At 40.3% G+C, this 20104-nt stretch carries 19 protein-coding genes and 1 riboswitch; of the genes, 11 read left to right on the forward strand and 8 right to left on the reverse strand.

What is annotated here, in order from left to right:
• Positions 1-130 precede the first annotated feature (130 nt).
• Positions 131-340, forward strand: a riboswitch (cobalamin riboswitch).
• 38 nt (positions 341-378) lie between these two features.
• The 3 genes from F952_RS00125 (at position 379) to F952_RS00135 (ending at position 3700) form a co-directional block, all read left to right on the forward strand.
• Positions 379-2256 carry a TonB-dependent receptor plug domain-containing protein gene (locus F952_RS00125; protein ID WP_004919803.1) on the forward strand — a complete coding sequence of 626 codons (1878 nt, stop codon included), beginning with the start codon at positions 379-381 and terminating at the stop codon, positions 2254-2256.
• A gap of 109 nt (positions 2257-2365) precedes the next feature.
• Entirely contained in the window at positions 2366-2944 is a 579-nt protein-coding gene (locus tag F952_RS00130; RefSeq protein WP_004919807.1) for a cob(I)yrinic acid a,c-diamide adenosyltransferase, read from the forward strand.
• A gap of 39 nt (positions 2945-2983) precedes the next feature.
• A complete protein-coding gene (locus F952_RS00135; RefSeq protein WP_004919813.1) occupies positions 2984-3700 on the forward strand; it encodes a glycerophosphodiester phosphodiesterase in 717 nt (238 codons plus the stop codon).
• Positions 3701-3728: 28 nt separating this feature from the next.
• Here F952_RS00135 and F952_RS00140 read toward each other — a convergent pair whose 3' ends face one another.
• The gene (locus F952_RS00140; protein ID WP_004919819.1) at positions 3729-4232 is read right to left on the reverse strand and encodes an META domain-containing protein; all 504 of its coding nucleotides are present in this window, start codon (positions 4230-4232) and stop codon (positions 3729-3731) included.
• A 247-nt stretch (positions 4233-4479) separates the two neighbouring features.
• On the opposite strand from F952_RS00140, the gene F952_RS00145 reads away from it, so the two are divergent.
• The 3 genes from F952_RS00145 (at position 4480) to F952_RS00155 (ending at position 7734) form a co-directional block, all read left to right on the forward strand.
• Positions 4480-5649, forward strand: coding sequence for an acyl-CoA desaturase (locus tag F952_RS00145; protein ID WP_004919822.1), 1170 nt, complete (start codon positions 4480-4482; stop codon positions 5647-5649).
• Positions 5650-5735: 86 nt separating this feature from the next.
• Positions 5736-7178 (forward strand): protein adenylyltransferase SelO, encoded by a 1443-nt coding sequence (locus F952_RS00150; protein ID WP_004919823.1) that lies wholly within the window; start codon positions 5736-5738, stop codon positions 7176-7178.
• Positions 7179-7344: 166 nt separating this feature from the next.
• Positions 7345-7734, forward strand: a complete 390-nt coding sequence (locus tag F952_RS00155; protein ID WP_004919826.1) for an MmcQ/YjbR family DNA-binding protein — start codon at positions 7345-7347, stop codon at positions 7732-7734.
• Positions 7735-7833: 99 nt separating this feature from the next.
• Here F952_RS00155 and F952_RS00160 read toward each other — a convergent pair whose 3' ends face one another.
• A complete protein-coding gene (locus F952_RS00160) occupies positions 7834-8520 on the reverse strand; it encodes a response regulator (protein WP_004919829.1) in 687 nt (228 codons plus the stop codon).
• Positions 8521-8523: 3 nt separating this feature from the next.
• Positions 8524-10221, reverse strand: a complete 1698-nt coding sequence (gene baeS / locus F952_RS00165; protein WP_004919832.1) for a sensor histidine kinase efflux regulator BaeS — start codon at positions 10219-10221, stop codon at positions 8524-8526.
• 134 nt (positions 10222-10355) lie between these two features.
• On the opposite strand from baeS, the gene F952_RS00170 reads away from it, so the two are divergent.
• The 3 genes from F952_RS00170 (at position 10356) to F952_RS00180 (ending at position 14763) form a co-directional block, all read left to right on the forward strand.
• Positions 10356-10709 (forward strand): hypothetical protein, encoded by a 354-nt coding sequence (locus F952_RS00170; protein WP_004919834.1) that lies wholly within the window; start codon positions 10356-10358, stop codon positions 10707-10709.
• A gap of 298 nt (positions 10710-11007) precedes the next feature.
• Positions 11008-12810 carry an acyl-CoA dehydrogenase C-terminal domain-containing protein gene (locus F952_RS00175; protein WP_004919837.1) on the forward strand — a complete coding sequence of 601 codons (1803 nt, stop codon included), beginning with the start codon at positions 11008-11010 and terminating at the stop codon, positions 12808-12810.
• A gap of 171 nt (positions 12811-12981) precedes the next feature.
• Entirely contained in the window at positions 12982-14763 is a 1782-nt protein-coding gene (locus tag F952_RS00180) for an acyl-CoA dehydrogenase C-terminal domain-containing protein (RefSeq protein WP_004919839.1), read from the forward strand.
• A gap of 41 nt (positions 14764-14804) precedes the next feature.
• Here the strand turns inward: F952_RS00180 and F952_RS00185 are convergent, their stop codons facing one another.
• A complete protein-coding gene (locus tag F952_RS00185; protein WP_004919842.1) occupies positions 14805-15431 on the reverse strand; it encodes an FMN-binding negative transcriptional regulator in 627 nt (208 codons plus the stop codon).
• A gap of 145 nt (positions 15432-15576) precedes the next feature.
• Between F952_RS00185 and F952_RS00190 the strand changes: the two genes are divergently transcribed.
• A complete protein-coding gene (locus tag F952_RS00190; RefSeq protein ID WP_004919845.1) occupies positions 15577-16071 on the forward strand; it encodes a phosphate-starvation-inducible protein PsiE in 495 nt (164 codons plus the stop codon).
• A 30-nt stretch (positions 16072-16101) separates the two neighbouring features.
• Here F952_RS00190 and F952_RS00195 read toward each other — a convergent pair whose 3' ends face one another.
• The 3 genes from F952_RS00195 to F952_RS00205 form a co-directional block, all read right to left on the reverse strand.
• Positions 16102-16539, reverse strand: a complete 438-nt coding sequence (locus F952_RS00195; protein ID WP_004919848.1) for an RcnB family protein — start codon at positions 16537-16539, stop codon at positions 16102-16104.
• 231 nt (positions 16540-16770) lie between these two features.
• Entirely contained in the window at positions 16771-17118 is a 348-nt protein-coding gene (locus tag F952_RS00200) for an RcnB family protein (protein ID WP_004919850.1), read from the reverse strand.
• A gap of 124 nt (positions 17119-17242) precedes the next feature.
• Positions 17243-17719 carry an RcnB family protein gene (locus tag F952_RS00205; protein ID WP_004919853.1) on the reverse strand — a complete coding sequence of 159 codons (477 nt, stop codon included), beginning with the start codon at positions 17717-17719 and terminating at the stop codon, positions 17243-17245.
• Positions 17720-17884: 165 nt separating this feature from the next.
• On the opposite strand from F952_RS00205, the gene F952_RS00210 reads away from it, so the two are divergent.
• Positions 17885-18331 (forward strand): hypothetical protein, encoded by a 447-nt coding sequence (locus F952_RS00210; protein ID WP_004919856.1) that lies wholly within the window; start codon positions 17885-17887, stop codon positions 18329-18331.
• Between the two features lie 233 nt (positions 18332-18564).
• Here the strand turns inward: F952_RS00210 and F952_RS00215 are convergent, their stop codons facing one another.
• Positions 18565-20028, reverse strand: a complete 1464-nt coding sequence (locus F952_RS00215; RefSeq protein WP_004919858.1) for a phospholipase D family protein — start codon at positions 20026-20028, stop codon at positions 18565-18567.
• Positions 20029-20104: the final 76 nt, after the last annotated feature.

A 20104-nucleotide genomic window follows, 5' to 3' on the forward strand; every position in this document is an offset into this window, starting at 1 on the left:
GTATTGCCTGACAGACAGCCGATCTATCCATCATTGGGCTAAGTATTGTAATGCAATTTTTGTGCTTTGCGTCAAAGTTGAACGAATTTGATCGTATTCAGATTGTTTAATCTTCGCTCAGACTTTATACTTTACACAATTCGTAACAAGTTAAAAGCATTCGCTTTAGGGAAACTGGTGCAAATCCAGTGCTGCCCCCGCAACGGTAAAAATGTAAACCATATTAAAAAAGTCATTTAGACTTACGCCACTGCATGCATAGATGTGGGAAGGTGAATATGCTTGTCTCTTTTTGAGATGCCATTTGAGTCCGGAGACCTGCTTGTTACATCTATCCACTCAATCATTCACGTGGGGTGAATGTATGGAGCACAATACATGTCTATTTCTTTTCAGCCTACCCGTTTAGTGGGGGCGATTGCAATTGCAATGGGGTTTTCTTCAACAACTGTTTTTGCTGATGATTCAACAGATGCAACTAAACTTGATCCAATTGTAGTGACTGCATCAAAATCTGAGGAAAAAGTCAGTCAGGTTCCCGCACGGATTACAGTGATTTCTAAAAAAGAAATTGAAAAAAATCCTATCTCAAATTTATCAGATGTTTTACAACAGGATGCATCCATTTATATCAAACAAAATGGTGGTCTTGGACAAGTTGCAGACTTATCATTAAGAAGTGGTAGATCAGGATCAACCTTATTGTTAAAAAATGGCGCTAGATTAAATACTCAAAATAGTTTCGGCCCTGTTTCACCTGAATTTATGGATTTAACTGATGTCGATCAAATTGAAATATTAAAAGGTCCAGCATCGGTACAATATGGATCTGATGCAATTAGTGGTGTAATCAACTTAATATCAAAAACACCAACTAAATCAGGTGTCAATTTGACAGGGATTTATGGTGAGAACAACACTTATAAATCTATTTTGAATGCAGACTATGTTGATGCTTCGGGTTTCTATACACAAGTAGGTGGACAACGTTTAGAATCTGATGGAACACGAATACTTAGTAGTCAAAATAAAAATGACAAAGCAGGCTTTGATCAAAAAGGCTATCATGCGAAATTCGGTTATCAAAAAAATGCTGTAGATACAAGTATTTCAATTAGTGAGAATCAAGGTACCAATGTGTATTGGGACTCAACTATAGACTCAAATACAGGAATCCGCGATTTTAAAAATCAATTGATCAATTGGTTAGGTTCATACCAATTGAATTCTGATATTAAAGTAAATGCACGCTATTCAAATATAAAAAACATAAGTGAATCAACTGATACAGATTGGCAAACATTTCAACCAGCCACTAGCCATTACAATACTGAGACAAATGAAGGTGATCTAAACGCTATTTGGAAATTTACAGCGCATCAAAATATTTTAGCTGGCGTTACATATAGCAAGTCAGAATACGACTCTTCATCCTCTCCTGAAGCTGTACGCAATATCAACACCACAGGTTACTATTTACAGCATCAATATCAAAATAATGGCTTTAACACACAAGCTGGTGTCCGCTTAGAAGATAATGATTGGTTTGGTACGCATACCGTAGGGCAGATTGCAGCACGTTATCAGCTTTTACCACTTACAAGTATCTATGCCAATATTGGTACAGCATTTAAAGCGCCAACTCTTGAAAATTTATATGGCTCTTATGGTAATACATTTTACAGTAATCCAAACTTAAAACCAGAAGAAAGTACCTCCTACGAAATTGGGGTAGACCAGAAACTAAACTATGGCTTATCGGCTTATATTTCTGCATATTCTACTGATGTTAAAAACTTGATTAGCTCAGGTAAAATAGATGGAAAAACAACCTATATAAATGTAAATAAAGCCACAATTCAGGGTGGTGAAATTGGCTTAAAATGGGCATTAGATAATTTATTTGCAAATGCTGAGTATGCATACTCAAAAGCACAAAATAAAGCGACTAAGTCAGATACTTCTTATCGACCTCGTCAAACCTATACACTCACACTAGGTTATGATGATGGTGTCTATGGCGTGAATACTGCATTGATTTCTCGATCAAAAGCCAATACAAGTGCCGCAAATGTTAAAGTCTCAGGTTACGCGACAATTGATCTAAATGCCTTTTGGAATGTTAACTCAAATGTAAAACTTTTTACTAATATTCAAAATATTGGTGATATACAAAATATTGTGGTTAATGACTTTGGCTCAGAATATGTTAACGGTGGCCGCCTTGCCTCAGTTGGTGTAACACTCAGTTATTAATCCAGCAGTCCAATAAAAATATTTTCTTAACTCCATTTTCAGGGTAATGTTCTTGACCGATATTACCCTTTTTTTATTGCATCCAATTGATTAGTCTACAGGAAAAAATATGGGACACCGTTTAAGCAAAATCTATACACGCACAGGCGACTCAGGTACCACAGGTTTAGGCGATGGCTCACGTGTTGCAAAAGATGATTTAAGAATTACAGCATTGGGCGATGTCGATGAATTAAATGCCATTTTAGGTGTACTTCGCGCGCAAATCGCAAGTAGCACACTGCAAACAAAATCTGCTTGGGATAAGAATTTAAGTTTAATCCAGCATTGGTTATTTGATCTGGGGGGTGAAGTGTGCATCCCCAATTATCACTTATTACAGCCAGTCAGTATTGATTTTCTGGAAAAAGAGATTGATCAAATGAATGAAGAATTACCCATGCTGAAAGAATTTATTCTCCCCTCTGGCAGTCTTACATGTAGTTATGCGCACCAAGCACGTGCTGTTTGTCGCCGTGCAGAACGTAGCCTGATTGCAGTTCAACAACGCGATCAAAATATTCAGACCACTGCGCTGCAACTATTAAATCGTCTTTCAGACTGGCTATTTGTTGCCTCACGTATGCTACAGCGTGAATCTGGTGGCAGCGAAATGCTTTGGCAAAAAAATATTAATGACACTATTTAAGCGCTAAAATAATGCATCGTTTATTGGTTTAGAGTACCTATGCGTATTATTGGTCATCGTGGTGCCCGAGGCGAGGCACCTGAAAATACACTTGGTGGATTTGAATATCTTAAAAAGATTGGCATCCGTGCAGTAGAATTTGATGTTCGTCAGCTTAAAGATGACACCACCATTGTCATTCACGATGATTCTTTTTTAAGAACGACAGGACATGATATTTCAGTTTATCACTGTTTACCTGATGACTTGGGTCAGTACGATCATCGTCAAAACTGGCCTTTATGGACACAAGCTGAGTTTACACCTACATTCACTCAAGTCATGTCTGTATTAAAAGACTTTGAACATATTGAGGTCGAGGTTAAGCATGTGACTGACCTAGCGCAGGCAGAACGACTGATTGCACGGCTAGATACCGAGCTAAAAAACTTTCATGATCAAATTACAATTACCAGTTTTGATGAAAAAGTTTTACAAACGCTACAAATCCAGCAGAGCCGTTTTAAACGTGGTTTTCTGATTGAACAAGATATCAAAGCCAGAGCTATCGAAAAGGCGCTTGAACTGGGATGCTGCCACATCGGCTGGATGGACAAGCTCGCAACCACACAAATGATTCAGCTTTCACACGAGGCACAGCTTAATATCAGCGTATGGACTGTCAATGACGTTGAGCGTGCCAAAATATTGAGAGATGAAGGAATTCAAGGCTTAATCACGGATTTCCCAGGTTTAATGCAACAACAGCTAAAATGAAGAAAGGCAGGAGAGCTCCTGCCTATCTTTATTTTCTTTGTGCTTTGATCAAAATTTGTGAGTTTTGATCCAATAACAATAATTCGCTGCCTTGTACCTTAAAACTTGTAACGCGCTGTAATAGATCCATCAAATTTGCTTCTTGTACAAGTGCACCATCACAGGATTGATGACCCGCTTTGACATCAAAATTCAATGTTGATTGAGCAAAATTATAATGATAACGTCCGAATATAGGATTACAGCCAGTATGACCTGTTACCGTATTTAGGCTTGAATTAAGACGGATATTGGGAATTTGATTAAAAAATTTAGCTCGTTGCTGCTGAATCTGTGTAATTTGCCATGAAACATCCTGTACACCATCTGATGATACCTGAGCAGTTGGAACAGCAGAATGTTTTAAATAATGGGATGCCGAACGTATGGTATGTGATTGTTGTTTTTGTGTTGAAACTTGCGTGCTTTGACAGGCTGCAACAAGCGTAGTCAAAATCAAAAATCCACCTATATTCAAGATTTTTTTGAACAAATTTTTCTCCAATCTTTTCTGTCACTTGTTATCATCTAAAGATGAATGAACCTCAAATAAAATCAATTTATCCTTTGTTGAATTCTGTTACTTTTTCTTTGAATACACTTGTACAATATTGCTAGTGAACATCTGTTCTCTCATGCTAATATGTTGATCATATCGCCAGTCATTAAAAAAATTTCTGGGCCAAGCTGTTTTGTTTTTAACCTTTGTCGGACAAAGGGTTCTAGGAGCGCTGTCGGAGATGAATCCTCCCCTACCTCAAGCCCCAATTAACTGGATTGCCGTTTTCGCCTTAATTTTTTTACCCGTTCTTGCAATTATTGCGATCCCGCTTTATGCCTATCATCACGATTTCAGCATTGGCGCATGGGTGAGCATGTTTGTTTTGCTAGGAATGAGCAGTCTAGGCATTACAGCTGGCTATCACCGTCTATGGGCGCATCGCGCATATGAAGCGACTTTACCTTTAAAAATCATGCTAATGATTATGGGTACATTTGCGGTTCAGAATAGTATTTTGTTCTGGGCTTCGGGTCACCGTACTCATCATCGTCATGTCGATGATATCGAAAAAGATCCGTACTCAATCAAAAACGGTTTCTGGTATGCCCATTTCGGCTGGATGTTACGAAATTATCCTGCTGCCGAACCAGATTTTAAAAATGCACCAGATTTGCTCAATGATAAACTGGTGATGTTCCAACACAAATACTACGTTGCTCTTGTTATCGCGACGCACGTTGTCATTTTAACTGCTGTAGGTTGGGCTGTTGGCGATATCTGGGGCGTTGTTTTACTCGGTGGCTTGCTTCGACTGATTTTGAGTCATCATGTGACATTCTTCATTAACTCGCTTTGCCATATGTGGGGCAAACGCCCATATACAGATGAAAATACCGCTCGTGATAACTTCTGGCTCGCGATTGCGACATGGGGCGAAGGCTACCACAACTATCATCACATTTTTCAGTATGACTACCGAAATGGCGTGAAATGGTGGCAATACGATCCAACAAAATGGTTGATCTGGAGCTGCTCGAAACTCGGGCTTGCTAAAAACTTACGTCGTATTCCAAGCTTTAATATCAAGAAAGCCGAATTGGCAATGAAGTTTAAGTATGCAGAACAAGATCTGGCAATTTATGGTCATGATGTCAACTCTGATTTAGCACAGATGAAACAACGCATTGCACAGGAATATGATGCATTTACCCATACGTTGAATGATTGGGCCAAACTCAAAGAACAAGAGTTACAGTCTAAAAAAGCTGCGGTTGCAGAAAAACTTCATCAAATGGATCACAAACTGAAAGTTGATTTTCAACTATTAGAACATCGTTTAAGCCATCATCGTGAATGTCTTGAAACCTTGATGCGCAACGTTAAAAAGCGCAACACTGTGTCTGAATAAGAAAGAAGTGATTATACAAAGCTCCCGCTCAGGGGGCTTTTTTATTTGCTATAGTAATGTTCTTCATTTATGACTTTGCCATGATCATGCAATTTAATTCACGTTATTCTGACTTAAACGCCAAGCTTTATCATCAACAAGCCCCTGTACCATTAAAAGGTGCAAAAGCTGGACATTTTAATGAAGCTATCGCAGATGAATTACAATGGACATCCCAAGAAAAGCAATCCTGGGTAGACATTTGTAGTGGTCAGAAAACTTTTGATGCCTTTAAGCCGCTGGCTATGGTCTATGCGGGACATCAGTTTGGTCAATGGGCAGGTCAACTTGGTGATGGCCGTGGCTTGTTAATTGGTCAGGTACTTCATCGCTCAGGACAAACGATTGATCTGCATTTAAAGGGAGCAGGCCTAACACCTTATTCACGTATGGGAGATGGTCGCGCAGTATTACGTTCTGTAATCCGTGAATATCTGGCGGGTCATGCACTTAACTCACTAAGGGTTGCTTCAAGTAATGCAATTGGTTTTACAACTTCCGAACAGGGTGTGCAACGTGAAACGCTCGAACAAGGTGCCATGCTACTACGCACCTCTGACTGTCATATTCGGCTTGGACATTTTGAATGGATCAATCAATATGCACCTGAACTTTTGGCTGAGTTCACTCAAAAATGTATCGAGTGGCATTATCCAGAAGCACTTCAGGCGGAGCATCCAATTTTGGCGTTTGCCGAGGGCGTCATTAAGAATACGGCCAAAATGATTGCAGACTGGCAATTGGTAGGTTTTGCTCATGGGGTTATGAATACTGATAATTTAAATATTACAGGCTCAACACTCGATTTTGGCCCATATGGTTTTATGGAACGTTTCCGTCCTAACTGGATCAACAATCATTCAGATCATCAAGGTCGCTATGCTTATCAAAATCAGCCAAGTATAGCTCACTGGAATCTCTGGATTTGGCTCAATAATCTAATTCCACTCTCAAAACCTGAAGATAAAGAAACTTTTAAAAAACAACTGGCAGATTGTTTGGAACACTTTGAACCAACTTTCTTAACGGCTTATACCGAAGGCTTATGCAAAAAACTGGGATTACCTGATTTTCATAAAGATAGCTTTGATTGTGGGATGGCATTCTTAAAAGTCTTACAAAGTGAACAACTGGATTACACGCAAAGCTTTTTAAGACTTCAAAATCATGACTACAAAGCCTTAAGAGATGATTGTCTGGATACACGCCAGTTTGATGATTTTCTCAATTTGTATCATCAGATTCGTGAGCATCAGGACATCACAGCACTTGATCAGACTATGTGTGACGTAAACCCCGTTTACATCTTACGTAATCACATGGCGCAGCAGGCAATTGAACAAGCTGAACGCGGTGACTTTTCAGAAGTAGAGCGTTTATTTACCCTACTTGCTAAGCCATTTACTCGTCAACCTGCACTTGAAAAAGAACAGGATTTGGCACCTCTGCCAAGTGATGTGCCTGAAATTATGGTGAGTTGTTCTTCTTAAAGTACATAAAGCAGGCTCACTTATCCCCATTTTCTGTGGATAACACTGTGATTATCCACAGGATAACGTTCTATCTATCTTAGCTCATAGATATAAAACCCAATCTGGAATGAATAAAATACACAAATTTCATAATCGGTTTAAAATTCACCTGATGGAAAATAAAATGAATGCTGAGCAAATACAAAAATTGGCTATCCAAACTGCATTAAAGCTACCTGAAACGACAATTACTCAGCCTTTTGGGCCACAGTGCCATGTTTTAAAAGTTTTTGACAAAATATTTATGTTGACCAGTGAAACGCAAAGTCAAAAATTTATGAATGTTAAAGTTGATCCACATTATTCAGATGAACTTAAAGAATTATATCCGTCAATAAAGGCCGGCTATCATATGAATAAAAAACACTGGGTTTCTATATTTGAAGATTCAAAGATTGACGCTGAACTGATTGAAAGCTTAGTCAAATCTTCGTATCAGTTGGTTGTTAACCGATTAAGTAAAGTACAAAAGATGCGCTTAGGCCTACTTACAAATGAATCAAAACATATTTAGTTTTTATAATCGAAGGTGGAAAGGATTGCGCAGTCCATTTATACAATAAAAAAGCACCGCCTATAGCGATGCTTAATTAAGCCAAATAATATCTATACATCAATCTTCAGGATATTCAAAACGATAGCCAACACCATACACTGCCTGTACCCACTCATGACGATTACCTGTATCTGCGGCTTCACTGATTTTACGGCGCAAATTTTTAATGTGACTATCAATGACACGATCTGCGACATCAAAGCTATCTGGATTAATATGGTCGAGTAACTGGGCACGTGAATACACCTGCCCCAAATGCTCTAAAAAAAGCTCCAGCAAACGAAATTCGGTCGGTGTTAAGTTTAAAGATTTTTGTTTGTACCAGATACGTTGTTGCGCTTTGTCGATACGAAACAGATCATTTTGTTCTGGTTCTGCTTTACGATCCAGACGACGTAATACTGCCTGAACGCGTGCCACCAGTTCTTTAGGGCTAAATGGCTTACAAACGTAATCGTCGGCACCCATGTTTAAGCCTAGAACCCGATCTATTTCTTCGGTACGTGCGGTGACCATAATAATAGGAAGGTCAGATTGTTCACGCACTTTACGACAAATAGTCAGACCATCCATACGCGGTACCATTAAATCGAGGATCATCAGGTTAGGCTTGCGCTGTAAAAAGCTCTCATAGGCTTCTTGTCCATCATGAAACATACTGACTTCAAATCCAGATGCTTCTAAGTAATCACGAACCAGATGAGCTAATTCCACTTCATCTTCAACTAACATCACATGTTTCATGGATCAAATTTCCTTAATATTTGAATGTGTTTTTGGAAAAGTCAGAATGCAACGCAGACCACCCAAAGGCGAATGATCAAAACGTAATTGACCGCCAAGCGCCTGTGCTAACTTATATGACAACGCCAGACCTAATCCTGTACCTCCAGTGCTGCGTGTACGTGAGTCATCAACACGATAAAAACGCTCACCCAATCGAGAGAGTTGCTCATCGTTTAAGCCCAAAGGACTGTCATCCACAATCACACTCCACTGTTCTTCATCTTGAAGTGTATGCAACTTAATCTGTCCACCTGCTTCGGTGTAACGTACGCTGTTGCTTAGCAAGTTCACCATAATTTGTTTAAAGCGATCTATATCTAATTGTAACTTGGTGCCTGCACCCTCTACTACAATAGAAAGCTGAGCCTGTTCAATTTTAGGCTTAAAGTTTTCAACTTCTTGCAAAATAACATCCCAAGGGTCGACTTCAGCAAAATAACATTTTAATTGTTGCGCATCGGCCTGAGCCAGATCGGCCAGATCCTGAGTCAGTTTTTTAAGGCTACTGATCTGACTCATCATGGCTGCTAAATGTTCTGGTGTTGCCTTACGAATACCATCTTGCATCGCTTCAATCTGAGCCTGTAAAACGCTTAACGGAGTTTTCAACTCATGTGAGGTATCTGCCACCCATTGACGACGAGATTCTTCATGTTGATACAGAATTTTGGCCAATTGATTCAGTTCAGTTGCCAAGTCTCCCAGTTCATCATTACGTTTAATCTCTACCTGATGCTGATAGCGACCACGTGTTAGCTCTCGTGTGGCATTCAGCAAACGCTGAATAGGTTTTTTGAAATAGGTTGCAAGTAACAGTGCTGCCACCAAGCTCGCCAATACAGAAAACAGGTAAATCAGCAACAAAAATCGTTTCTGGTTACTAAAAAAATTAATACTTAAGGCATCATCTTCATCTAGTACAGGTTTTAAGCCTAAATAACCCACCACCCGATCATTGACCATAATTGGACGATATGAAATTTGCTCATTGGAGTATTCGCCTACAATGAACTGATGTTTGGCATCATATAATGAAAGACGCGAACTTAAACCTAAACGATCTGGCATGGCAATGAAACGTTTTTTCCCATCGTGGTGCATCAGATTGGCCATTTCAGGCCCTCGCGGTGGCTCTTTTTTCTTGTTGTCACCGTCTGGACGGAAAAAATTTTGATTTGAATTGAGTGGAAACTTAAGACCTTCAAATGGTTGATATTCAGAAGGTAGATTATCCTGTAAAAAACGTCGCTCCTGTTCATCCAATATCGGTCTATTTTTCAGTCGATTTTCATTCGCCAGACTCGGTGAAAGCATAATCATGTTTTGTTCATTAAAAAAACGCTGCTGTAATGCAATATCATATTGCCGCCGTAACCACCAGCGAGAGAGTCGATCATAATCATCTGGTGCAGCATTGCCTTCGATTTGTAAAATTTGCGCCTGAATCGCATTTCCCCAATCACCATAAATATTATAAACATTCGCCAGATTGGTAATCAGATGATCAAGTTTCTGCATCTCTACATCTGCAACATACTTGGCAAAGTTTTTTTGCATGGTCCAGTGCAATACACCTAGACTCAACGTCGTAATGACCAGTGTTGTCAATAAAACCGTCAGGAACAGTCGAAGTGCTATCGGTACACGGCGGATTTTCAAAAGAAAACTCTCATTTTTCTTGTATATAAACTATTGTAACCAACGCTCATTAAAAAAACTCTCCATTGTTCCTTCATGTTTATTGCTTAATCTTTAACATGTGAAATCAATTCAGCCATACATAAGGATTAATCATGAAAAACGGTAAAATTGCAATTCTAGCCGCAACATTGGTTTGTGTAGGTAGTTTAGCTGCATGCCAATCGACGCCAACGCCTAAAGAACCGCCTCGCCCGATGATGGATGGTTCTCCTGATAAACCATTCATGAAACGTCATCATCTTACACCTGAACAACGCGCAGAAATGCAACAACGCCATGCAGAACGACAAGCCGAATTTGCCCAGATTCAACAAGCCTGTGCTGGAAAAACAGTCGGTCAAAGCGTGCAGATCAGCATCAAGGATAAAACAATTGATGGAACCTGTGAATTACGCTTTAAGCCTAATCAAGACAATGAACGCCCAATGGCACCACCTGCACCATAACTTGCCTTTCATTAAAATATTAAGGTACTTCGGTACCTTTTTTTATATACACAAGTTTTTACGATTTTGACTATTTCTTTCATCTAAAATTCACTAAAACTCTATACGCTATAAACACTTGCACATTTTAAGATAATTTTCTTTGACTTTACAGTCATGGATTAACACCCCGAAAAGCTTGTAGACACGTATAAGTTATTGCACGATGTAAAGCATAACAAAGGTGTCTGCTGGGCACCCCCATCGTTACAGTCAGGATATTATAAACGCTGGTTTAACCAGTATTGAGGAAACCGATATGCCACAATACAAAGCGCCTTTACGTGATATGCAATTTGTTTTGCATGAGTTATTAAATGCCAATGAACATTATGCAAAACTTCCCGCATTCCAAGAAAACGTAAGCCGTGAACTGGTCGATCAATATTTGGAAGCTGCCGCAGATTTCTGTGAAAACGAGTTGTCTCCACTCAATCAAGTCGGTGACCGTGAAGGCTGTACATGGAATGATGGTGTTGTCACGACTCCAACAGGTTTTAAAGAAGCCTATCAGAAGTATATCGAACTCGGTTTCCCTTCACTTTCTGCCGAAGAACAATATGGCGGGCAAGGATTACCAAACTCTCTTGGAATTGCCATTTCAGAAATGGTCGGTTCATCAAACTGGGCTTGGGGTATGTATCCTGGTCTTTCACATGGTGCTGTACGTACCTTAGAACATCATGGTTCAGAGCAACAAAAAGATACTTATCTGCCTAATCTTGTTTCAGGCGTATGGACAGGAACCATGTGCTTAACTGAATCTCATGCAGGTTCAGACTTGGGAATTATTCGTTCGAAAGCGGAACCGAATGAAGATGGCAGCTATGCAATCTCAGGCGAGAAAATCTTTATCTCGGCTGGTGAACACGACATGGCTGACAATATTATTCATATTGTACTTGCACGTTTGCCAGGTGCCCCAAAAGGTACCAAAGGTATTTCTTTATTCATCGTACCAAAATTTCTGGTCAATGAAGATGGTTCATTAGGTGAACGTAATCACGTGCGCTGTGGTTCTATTGAACACAAAATGGGCATTCATGGTAATGCAACCTGCGTGATTAATTTTGATCGTGCTAAAGGTTACTTGATTGGGCCTGAAAACCGTGGTCTGAACTGTATGTTTACCTTCATGAATACTGCACGTATTGGTACAGCAGTACAAGGTTTGGCAGCTTCTGAATCATCATTCCAAGGCGCTTTGACTTATGCCAAAGATCGTCTGGCGATGCGCTCACTCTCTGGTCCAAAAGCTCCAGAAAAAGATGCAGATCCAATTATTGTTCATCCAGCTGTACGCAACATGCTTTTAACACAGAAGGCTTTTGCTGAAGGTGGCCGTGCATTGGTATATTTACTGGCACAATATGCAGATGTGGTTGAGCATGGTATTACCGAAGAAGAACGGAAATTTGCAGATAATATCCTGTCTTTACTCACCCCAATTGCCAAAGCATTTTTGACTGAAACTGGTTCAGAATCTGCTAAACATGGCGTACAGGTATTCGGTGGTCATGGCTTTATTTCTGAGCATGGTATGGAACAAATTGTTCGTGATACCCGTATTGCTTGCTTGTATGAAGGCACGACAGAAATTCAGGCTCTGGATTTATTAGGTCGTAAGGTTCTACAAACTCAAGGTGCAATGTTACGTGACTTCACGAAAATCATTCACAAGTTTGTCGAAGCCAACAAAGACAACGCTGCAATGAAAGAGTTTATTGAACCACTTGCTTCACTAAATAAAGAGTGGGGTGATGTCACCATGCAAATTGGTATGCGTGCCATGCAAAATCCAGATGAAGTGGGTGCAGCAGCAGTAGATTATCTCTATTTCTCTGGTTATGTCACACTGGCTTACTTGTGGGCACGTATGGCAGAAGTAGCGCAACAGAAACTTGCTGCTGGAACCACAGATGCAGATTTCTACAATGCCAAAGTGACCACTGCTCGCTTCTACTTTAAGAAAATTCTGCCACGTGTTCGCTCTCATGTAGATGTACTTTCAACGGGTGTAGAATCCTTGATGGCACTTGATGCAGAACACTTTGCGTTCTAATCATACTGAAGCGTTGATTGCAACGTGATAGTCAGAGAAAGGACTGATCAGTTTTGACAGTCCTTTTTTTATAAAATCGGTGATAAATTAAAGCTATTCCAGAAACCGTCATTGCTTATATTTATTGTGTAATATGAAGCACATAAATGTAAAATAACAAAGGTGAACACCATGCCAATTTATAATGCTCCCCTTGCAGATATGCGTTTTATCCTAAACGATGTATTTAATGCAGAACAATTCTGGCAAGCCAATGAAAATCTTGCACATATTGATGCCGCGACAGCAGAAGCCATTTTAGAAGAAATGGCCAAATTTGCGCAAAATGTTACTTCACCCTTGAACCGTACAGGCGATGAAGAAGGCGCACATTATGATCAAGGTCAGGTCACCACACCTGCGGGTTTTAAAGATGCTTTTCAGCAATATGCACAAGGCGGCTGGATTGGTTTAGGTGCGGATGAAGAATGGGGCGGCCAAGGTATGCCAAAAATGCTCACCGTTCTTGCTGACGAAATGTTATTTGCCACCAATCCATCATTTATGCTCTATCCTCTGCTTTCTGTCGGTGCAGGTATGGCATTGAATAGTTATGCCTCTCAAGAGCAAAAAGAAACCTATTTGCCAAAAATATATTCGGGCGAATGGTCTGGAACGATGTGTTTAACTGAGCCACATGCAGGGACAGATTTAGGTATTATCAAAACCAAAGCTGAACCAAATGTTGATGGTAGCTACCATATTACAGGAACCAAGATCTTTATTACTGGTGGAGATCATGACCTCAGTCAGAACATCATCCATCTTGTATTAGCCAAAACCCCAGATGCACCTGCAGGATCACGTGGCATTTCGCTGTTTATTGTGCCTAAATTTTTAGTCAATGAAGATGGTTCGCTGGGTGAACGCAACGCAGTTGGTCCTGGTTCGATTGAACATAAAATGGGGATCAAAGCATCGGCTACTTGTGTCATGAACTTCGATGGTGCCAAAGGCTTTTTGGTCGGTAAGGAAAACGAAGGGCTGGCTGCCATGTTTGTCATGATGAACTACGAACGTTTATCCATGGGTATTCAAGGTCTAGGTGCTTCTGAGTTTGCCTATCAAAATGCAGCACAGTATGCGACAGACCGTTTACAGGGTCGTAGTGCATCGGGTGTTCAGTCACCAAATAAACCTGCCGATAGCATCTTGGTCCATGGTGATGTGCGTCGTATGTTGCTCAATGTCAGAGCAAATAATGAAGCTTCACGTGCCTTTGCAGTTTATGTGGGCCAACAACTCGACATTACCAAGTTTTCAACTGACCCAGAGGCGGTAAAAAAAGCCAATAACCGTGTAGCTTTGCTGACACCTATTGCCAAAGCCTATCTGACTGACACAGCCTTTCAGGCGACATTAGATGCACAAATGTGCTTTGGTGGGCATGGCTATATTCGTGAATGGGGGATGGAGCAATGTGTTCGTGACTTACGTATTGCCCAGATTTACGAAGGTACCAATGGCGTTCAGTCTCAAGACTTAATTGGTCGTAAAACCATTAAATGTGGTGGCGCATTTATTGCTGAATATATCAGCGAAATTCGTGATTTTACCAATACTTTGGGTGCCGATCTCAACTTTATCAAAGATGCCACACTGGATGCCGCCACAGAAGTTGAAGCGATTACTCAATTCATTATTGAACAAGCTGCTGAAAGTGCGGAGTTTCCAAATGCTGCCGCAGTAGATTATTTGCATGCAGTTGGTTTACTCAGTTTTGCCTATATGTTTGCTAAAATCTCAGCCGCCGCTAAAGAAAAATCAGGCGAGTTCTATCAAAATAAACTGGCACTTGCACAATATTTTGTAGGTCGTATTTTGCCAGAACTGGAATCACGTATTAAGAAAATTGAGGCGGGTTCAGATTTAGTAATGAGTTTTACTGAAGACTACTTTACGACTCAATCCTAATTTACCGCAAATAAAAAAATGCCTGCTTATGCAGGCGTTTTTTATTTAGGATAAAACTTATGAATTGAATTTGCTATTTGCGGCTCAAGCTCGTTCAATGCAGCGATCACCCCTGCCACATCGGCTTGAGAACGATTTTGGCTTAGCTTAAATTTACCAATGATCGATTCGATATTAAATTCTATCGCCATAATTTTCTCAAGCTGCTGCTCGATAAAATCTGCTGGCGCATCACTCAAACGCCAAGGTGCAGGTTGATCAGCCTCATGCTGTCTGGTTAATCGTGCCAGTACGCCCCTTAGATATTTTTGATCTTCAATGACAGATAACTGACCTGTTGCATGTACCACGCGATAGTTCCATGTTGGTACGACACGATGATGTTCCTGCTTACCTGGATACCAGTTTGGAGAAATATAATGCTGTTCTGCTTGAAAAATAACATAAGCAGATTGTGGTTCAGATAAAAGCGAAGCCAAAGGATTAGCTTTAGCAATATGTCCGCGTAGAATCCCAGCAGGAAGATGTAATCGATCTAACTCAAACGGAATATGATTAACCTCTAATCCATCAGCATGCATCACGATCAATGTTCCTAAGGGATGATGTTCAATCAAATCAAATAACTCTGCTTGATTTTCCTGTTTAAAGTGGGTGGGCAAATACATTTATCACTCCAGAATCACGTAACACACATCCAAAATACGCTTATTTTTGAGTGATATGTCATCAATTCTGGGTTATTTTTACTTTCATGTGCATGAAACTTGCATAAAATAAACTATAAATGAATCACTTGAGTTCACTGTATTTATGCCTACACCTAAAAATAGTAATAAACTTGAAAGTATGCTTGACCGATTTGGTAATTATGCCGTCGAAGCTTTTCACTATATCGCGCTTTTTATTATTGGCTGTATGATCGTGTGGTCGGCAATACATACCACCATCGAAATTTTTACCATCAAAAAATACGCCACTATTGATGATATTTTATTGCTGTTTATTTATCTCGAACTTGGCGCAATGGTTGGAATTTATTTCAAAACCAATCATATGCCCGTCCGATTTCTCATCTACGTTGCGATTACAGCATTAACCCGTTTGCTCATTTCAGATATTCAGCATAACCATAAAGCAGATATCAGTCAGTTGATTATTACAGGCTCTATTTTAATTCTGGCTGTCGCGATCCTGATTGTACGTTATGCATCATGGAACTTCCCTTCTGTGATTCGTGAAAAGCATCAAGAACGTCCTCTAGAGCAAGGTAAAACACCTCGCCCAGAAGATGATGAATTGGCATAAGCTGAATAATACCAATTGAATATCTATTTATTAATGATGACTCAATAGTATCTGGGCAATAATTCCTGTCGCCACAGCCACTAAAACATAACGTCCATCAATATACGCCCAGCGGTGTTGGGGTGGCGGTGGTGGAAGTTGATAGTCATACCAGTTATGTACGTAATAACGTTCATTATAATACTCTGGCGGTAAACGATCTCCTGGCTGAAATACATAGACCCGCTCGTAACGAGGCGGCGGAGCATCGTAATAATAACGATTTTCGATCACACGTGGCGGTGGGCCATCGGGTCGCCAACCATGATGAAAGTGTTCAAACCGCTCATAACGCTGGTCAGGTCCAGCATGGTAACGGCCCCAGCCATGTTCTCCCCAACCAGGCGGCGGTTGTGGTGGGTCAGCAAATGTAATGGTTGATGCAGCCAGCATCAGGACAGAAAGTGAAGCGGCGATGATCCTTTTCATGTTCGGTAATCCGCAATAACGCCAAGCTTAAATTGTAGAAATAGCTTGAGGAGAAATCATGGATAAAAGCTTCAACTCTGCAATATATTTGTTATCGTTTTAGCTGAGTTTTAAAACAGATTGTCCTTATACACTGATACTATATTGAAATTCTGCGATACCTCTGCCAAATCATCTGGCATAAAAAATCCCATTCTGATCAAGAATGGGATGAGTGAGAAATCGATTAAATTATCGTACAGAATAGACTCGATTATTATGGTCTGATACCAGCATATAATGTCCGCCTGCTTTAACCCAATGATAACCACGTGGTGGAGTGTGCAAACGATGAGCACGCCAGTTGTCTACATGATAGCGATGATGTCTAAATTCTGGCGGAAGACGATCACCTTTTCGGATATCGACTGGGCGATCACGTTTATATGATCGATGATCATGAGACCATTTTGATGGTGCTGCATGAGGCGCTGGGCGTGGATGATGCTCTCGCTCCCAATCACCTGGTGCTGCCGATGCTGCCGCAGAAATGCCGAGCAATAAGCTAGAAATCATCAATACAGTGAATGGCTTTTTCATTAGATATTATCCTTTCCTTAACAATAAAATTAGCTTAAAGCCTAGCCAAGAAGAAAGGATGGATAAAATTGCCGTGTTTAGGATAGGATTGTAATAATCATCAATAAATTATGAAGATTTTGTTTTAGCGAATGACTTCAATCTGAAAATTATGACTTGAGATTAATAAATATTTTCCGTCAATCAAGATCCAGCGTGTTCCTTGTGGCGGTTCATATAAATGGCTACCGTACCAGTCCTCAACATAATAGTAGTTATTGCGATATTCAACGGGAATAACCTGACCGACCACAAAGAATCGTCGCGGATGCTCATGGTGCAAATGCTGATGATAGATATAAGGTGGGTTTACAGTTGGCACTTGCTGATTGGAAAACCGCATATCTGGTAAAGGTGCAGACTGCGAGGAATACTCGGGATTGGATGATGGAACGGTTTGACTGGAAAATCCAGGGCTAGAAGCCACTGTTCTCTGGCTATAGTGACTCCACTTTTGTGATGGTGAACGTAGATCTTGCTCATATGCCCATAAAGCCATAGATGACATTCCCAAAATCAATATCCCCAGGCAAGAACTCAGGACTTTTTTATTTATATCCATTGTATGATCATCCAGACCATTTATGATCGTTCTATTTTAAAAGAATAGTGCGCGCTTGTATAAGCAGGATTCGGTGTGATTTGGTTAACTTAAGGCATGTGCGCATATCTTCATGCTGAAATAAGATTATAATAACCGCCTATTTGAATGAGTGGACGATGCATTGTGTCAGAATTAAATTTTGAACGTATTTATCAATTTTTTAGTCAAGTACCAAGTATTCAAAATCAGCGAATTTCTGCACACGGTACAGATGGTCAACATGCATGGTGGATCAAATTTAGCATTGATATCGAACACCCACTGGCATGGCAGACGATACAAGAATTAGGTCACGTATTGAATTACCTGTCGACTAACGAACGGCTTCCAACTCAGTTTTTTCCCGTTTCCCCTCCTCCATATATGAATGGCGGGCCACAAAATTTTCTGGCTTGGGTGATTCAATGTAATCATCCAGATTTCAGTCCAGATATTGTATGTGACTGGTTAGAAGCACGTTTGCCCAATCCAGTCGAAGATGAAACCCAGTGGGAAATTAAGACCGATTTGAGTGAATTGGAAAAGTTAGACGATAAAGCTTTGGATCAGCTTATACCACCTACGCGTTAAGCATCTATTGGAACAGCGAAAAGACATTGTAAAAATTTTGGACTCGCATAAGCGTACTTTACTTGTGACCTTCGCTTACGATCATGCGCTTATGGGTGACTTGGATTTTACCAAGAAACCCAGAGCACTTGTTATTTATACCTCTGTTGAGGGCTTAAGTACTCTGGCATGTTATTCTTAGCGTTTGGACGGATGATAAATAATGCCAAACACAACCCATATTCTAAACATGCTTAAAAAGTGGATAATCCTGACCATTCCATAAAACGATAAGTCCAGTATTTTAGCTTTGAATCATCTGCATATTGCGCATAATCCACACTCATCTGACGGCCATTCAGATTTGACCACGCGGTATTAAAATATCGTGTAGCATCCTGAAAAACGGCGGCCTGCGCTTGACCTTTGACCAATATGTCTGTTTCCAGATTATAATTTTTCAGATTGCGCGCGGTAAAATTGGCAGAGCCTAAAATCATTTCAGCTTGATTTGCACTGGTTTTGACAATTATTTTGCTATGACACTGTTCACCATGCGTGTCACACCAGCGTACAGGAATACCAGCAGCATGTAATTCTGACGCCACCTGACGATTTGGAATACCATTTTTTTGGCGACCAAATGCATCTTTATTTGGATCAAGCAAAATCCGTAATTTGACGCCACGTTGCTGTGCCGCTTTTAATTCATTTACAATTTGACGTTCGGATAAATAGAACATCGCCAGATCAATCTGTTCATTGGTCTTTGCTGTTCGAATCAGCTCCTGCACTGCGTGATAAATAGCAGCTTCCGTCAATACCTGTACTTGTGGTTGATCCTGACTCGCATTGACTTCCCCCATAATCACCACAGGTGATGTACTGGCTGACATCTGAGCCACACTCTGCTCTGTTTTGAGTATGTCCATCGCTGTCGGCCCCTTAACCACAAGTGCCACATTTGAATGTCGTGAACTGCCGTCATGTGGATTGGCAGAGGTAATGAGTGTTGTCCAGCCTTGATCGGTATCGACCACCAGCGTTTTACGATGATTCGCCTTAAAGTTTGCCAGTTGTAAGTAGCTGCGCAAAGTGACTTTTTGCTGACCAAAAGGATTAGCTAACCAACCTTTTTCAGGATTGTTTCCCAAATCTTGACAGCAAATATACCAAAAGCCTGACCACAATGGATTAGATGCACGTAACGGCGTGAGATTCGTTTCAATCACATTAACTCCTGCCTGACGTAATTTTCGGTACTGGTCTGGCAAAATACCGCCGTAAACCGAATTAATTGGATCAGTGATAAAAGTAATGTCAATATTTGGAGATTCACGACGCTTTTGAATTAATGCTTCTGTTAACTGTTGCATTAATGGTCGTTGTGTCAGTTTAGAATCACCTACCTCGGAATTAAACAAAAACATATCCAGCACAATGGTGGTTTTTGCTTGATGAATCAGTTGCAGAATTTCATTGAAAATCTGATGATCCTGCTGCTGGCGACCTTGCGTATCCAGATAAGTTTGATCGGATAAAAACTTGACCTCTGCATGTCGCAATTTTCCAGTAAAGTTTAAGCCCTGTGGCAAAGGTTTATAGATATGATAAATAGCGGATGTTGCATAACCCAGAAACAATATACCCAGAATCAGAACAGCATAGCCACGCCCTGACCAATTCAGTTTTGTGTGAATTCGTTGAAAAATACGCATAACAAGCCATCCCAATAACTGGGTTCAGGCTAAAGATTATCTGCTTATTTTTCAAGATTGATTTCGTTAATTCTGA

It is taken from the genome of Acinetobacter baylyi DSM 14961 = CIP 107474 (genome assembly GCF_000368685.1).
Lineage (GTDB): Bacteria > Pseudomonadota > Gammaproteobacteria > Pseudomonadales > Moraxellaceae > Acinetobacter > Acinetobacter baylyi.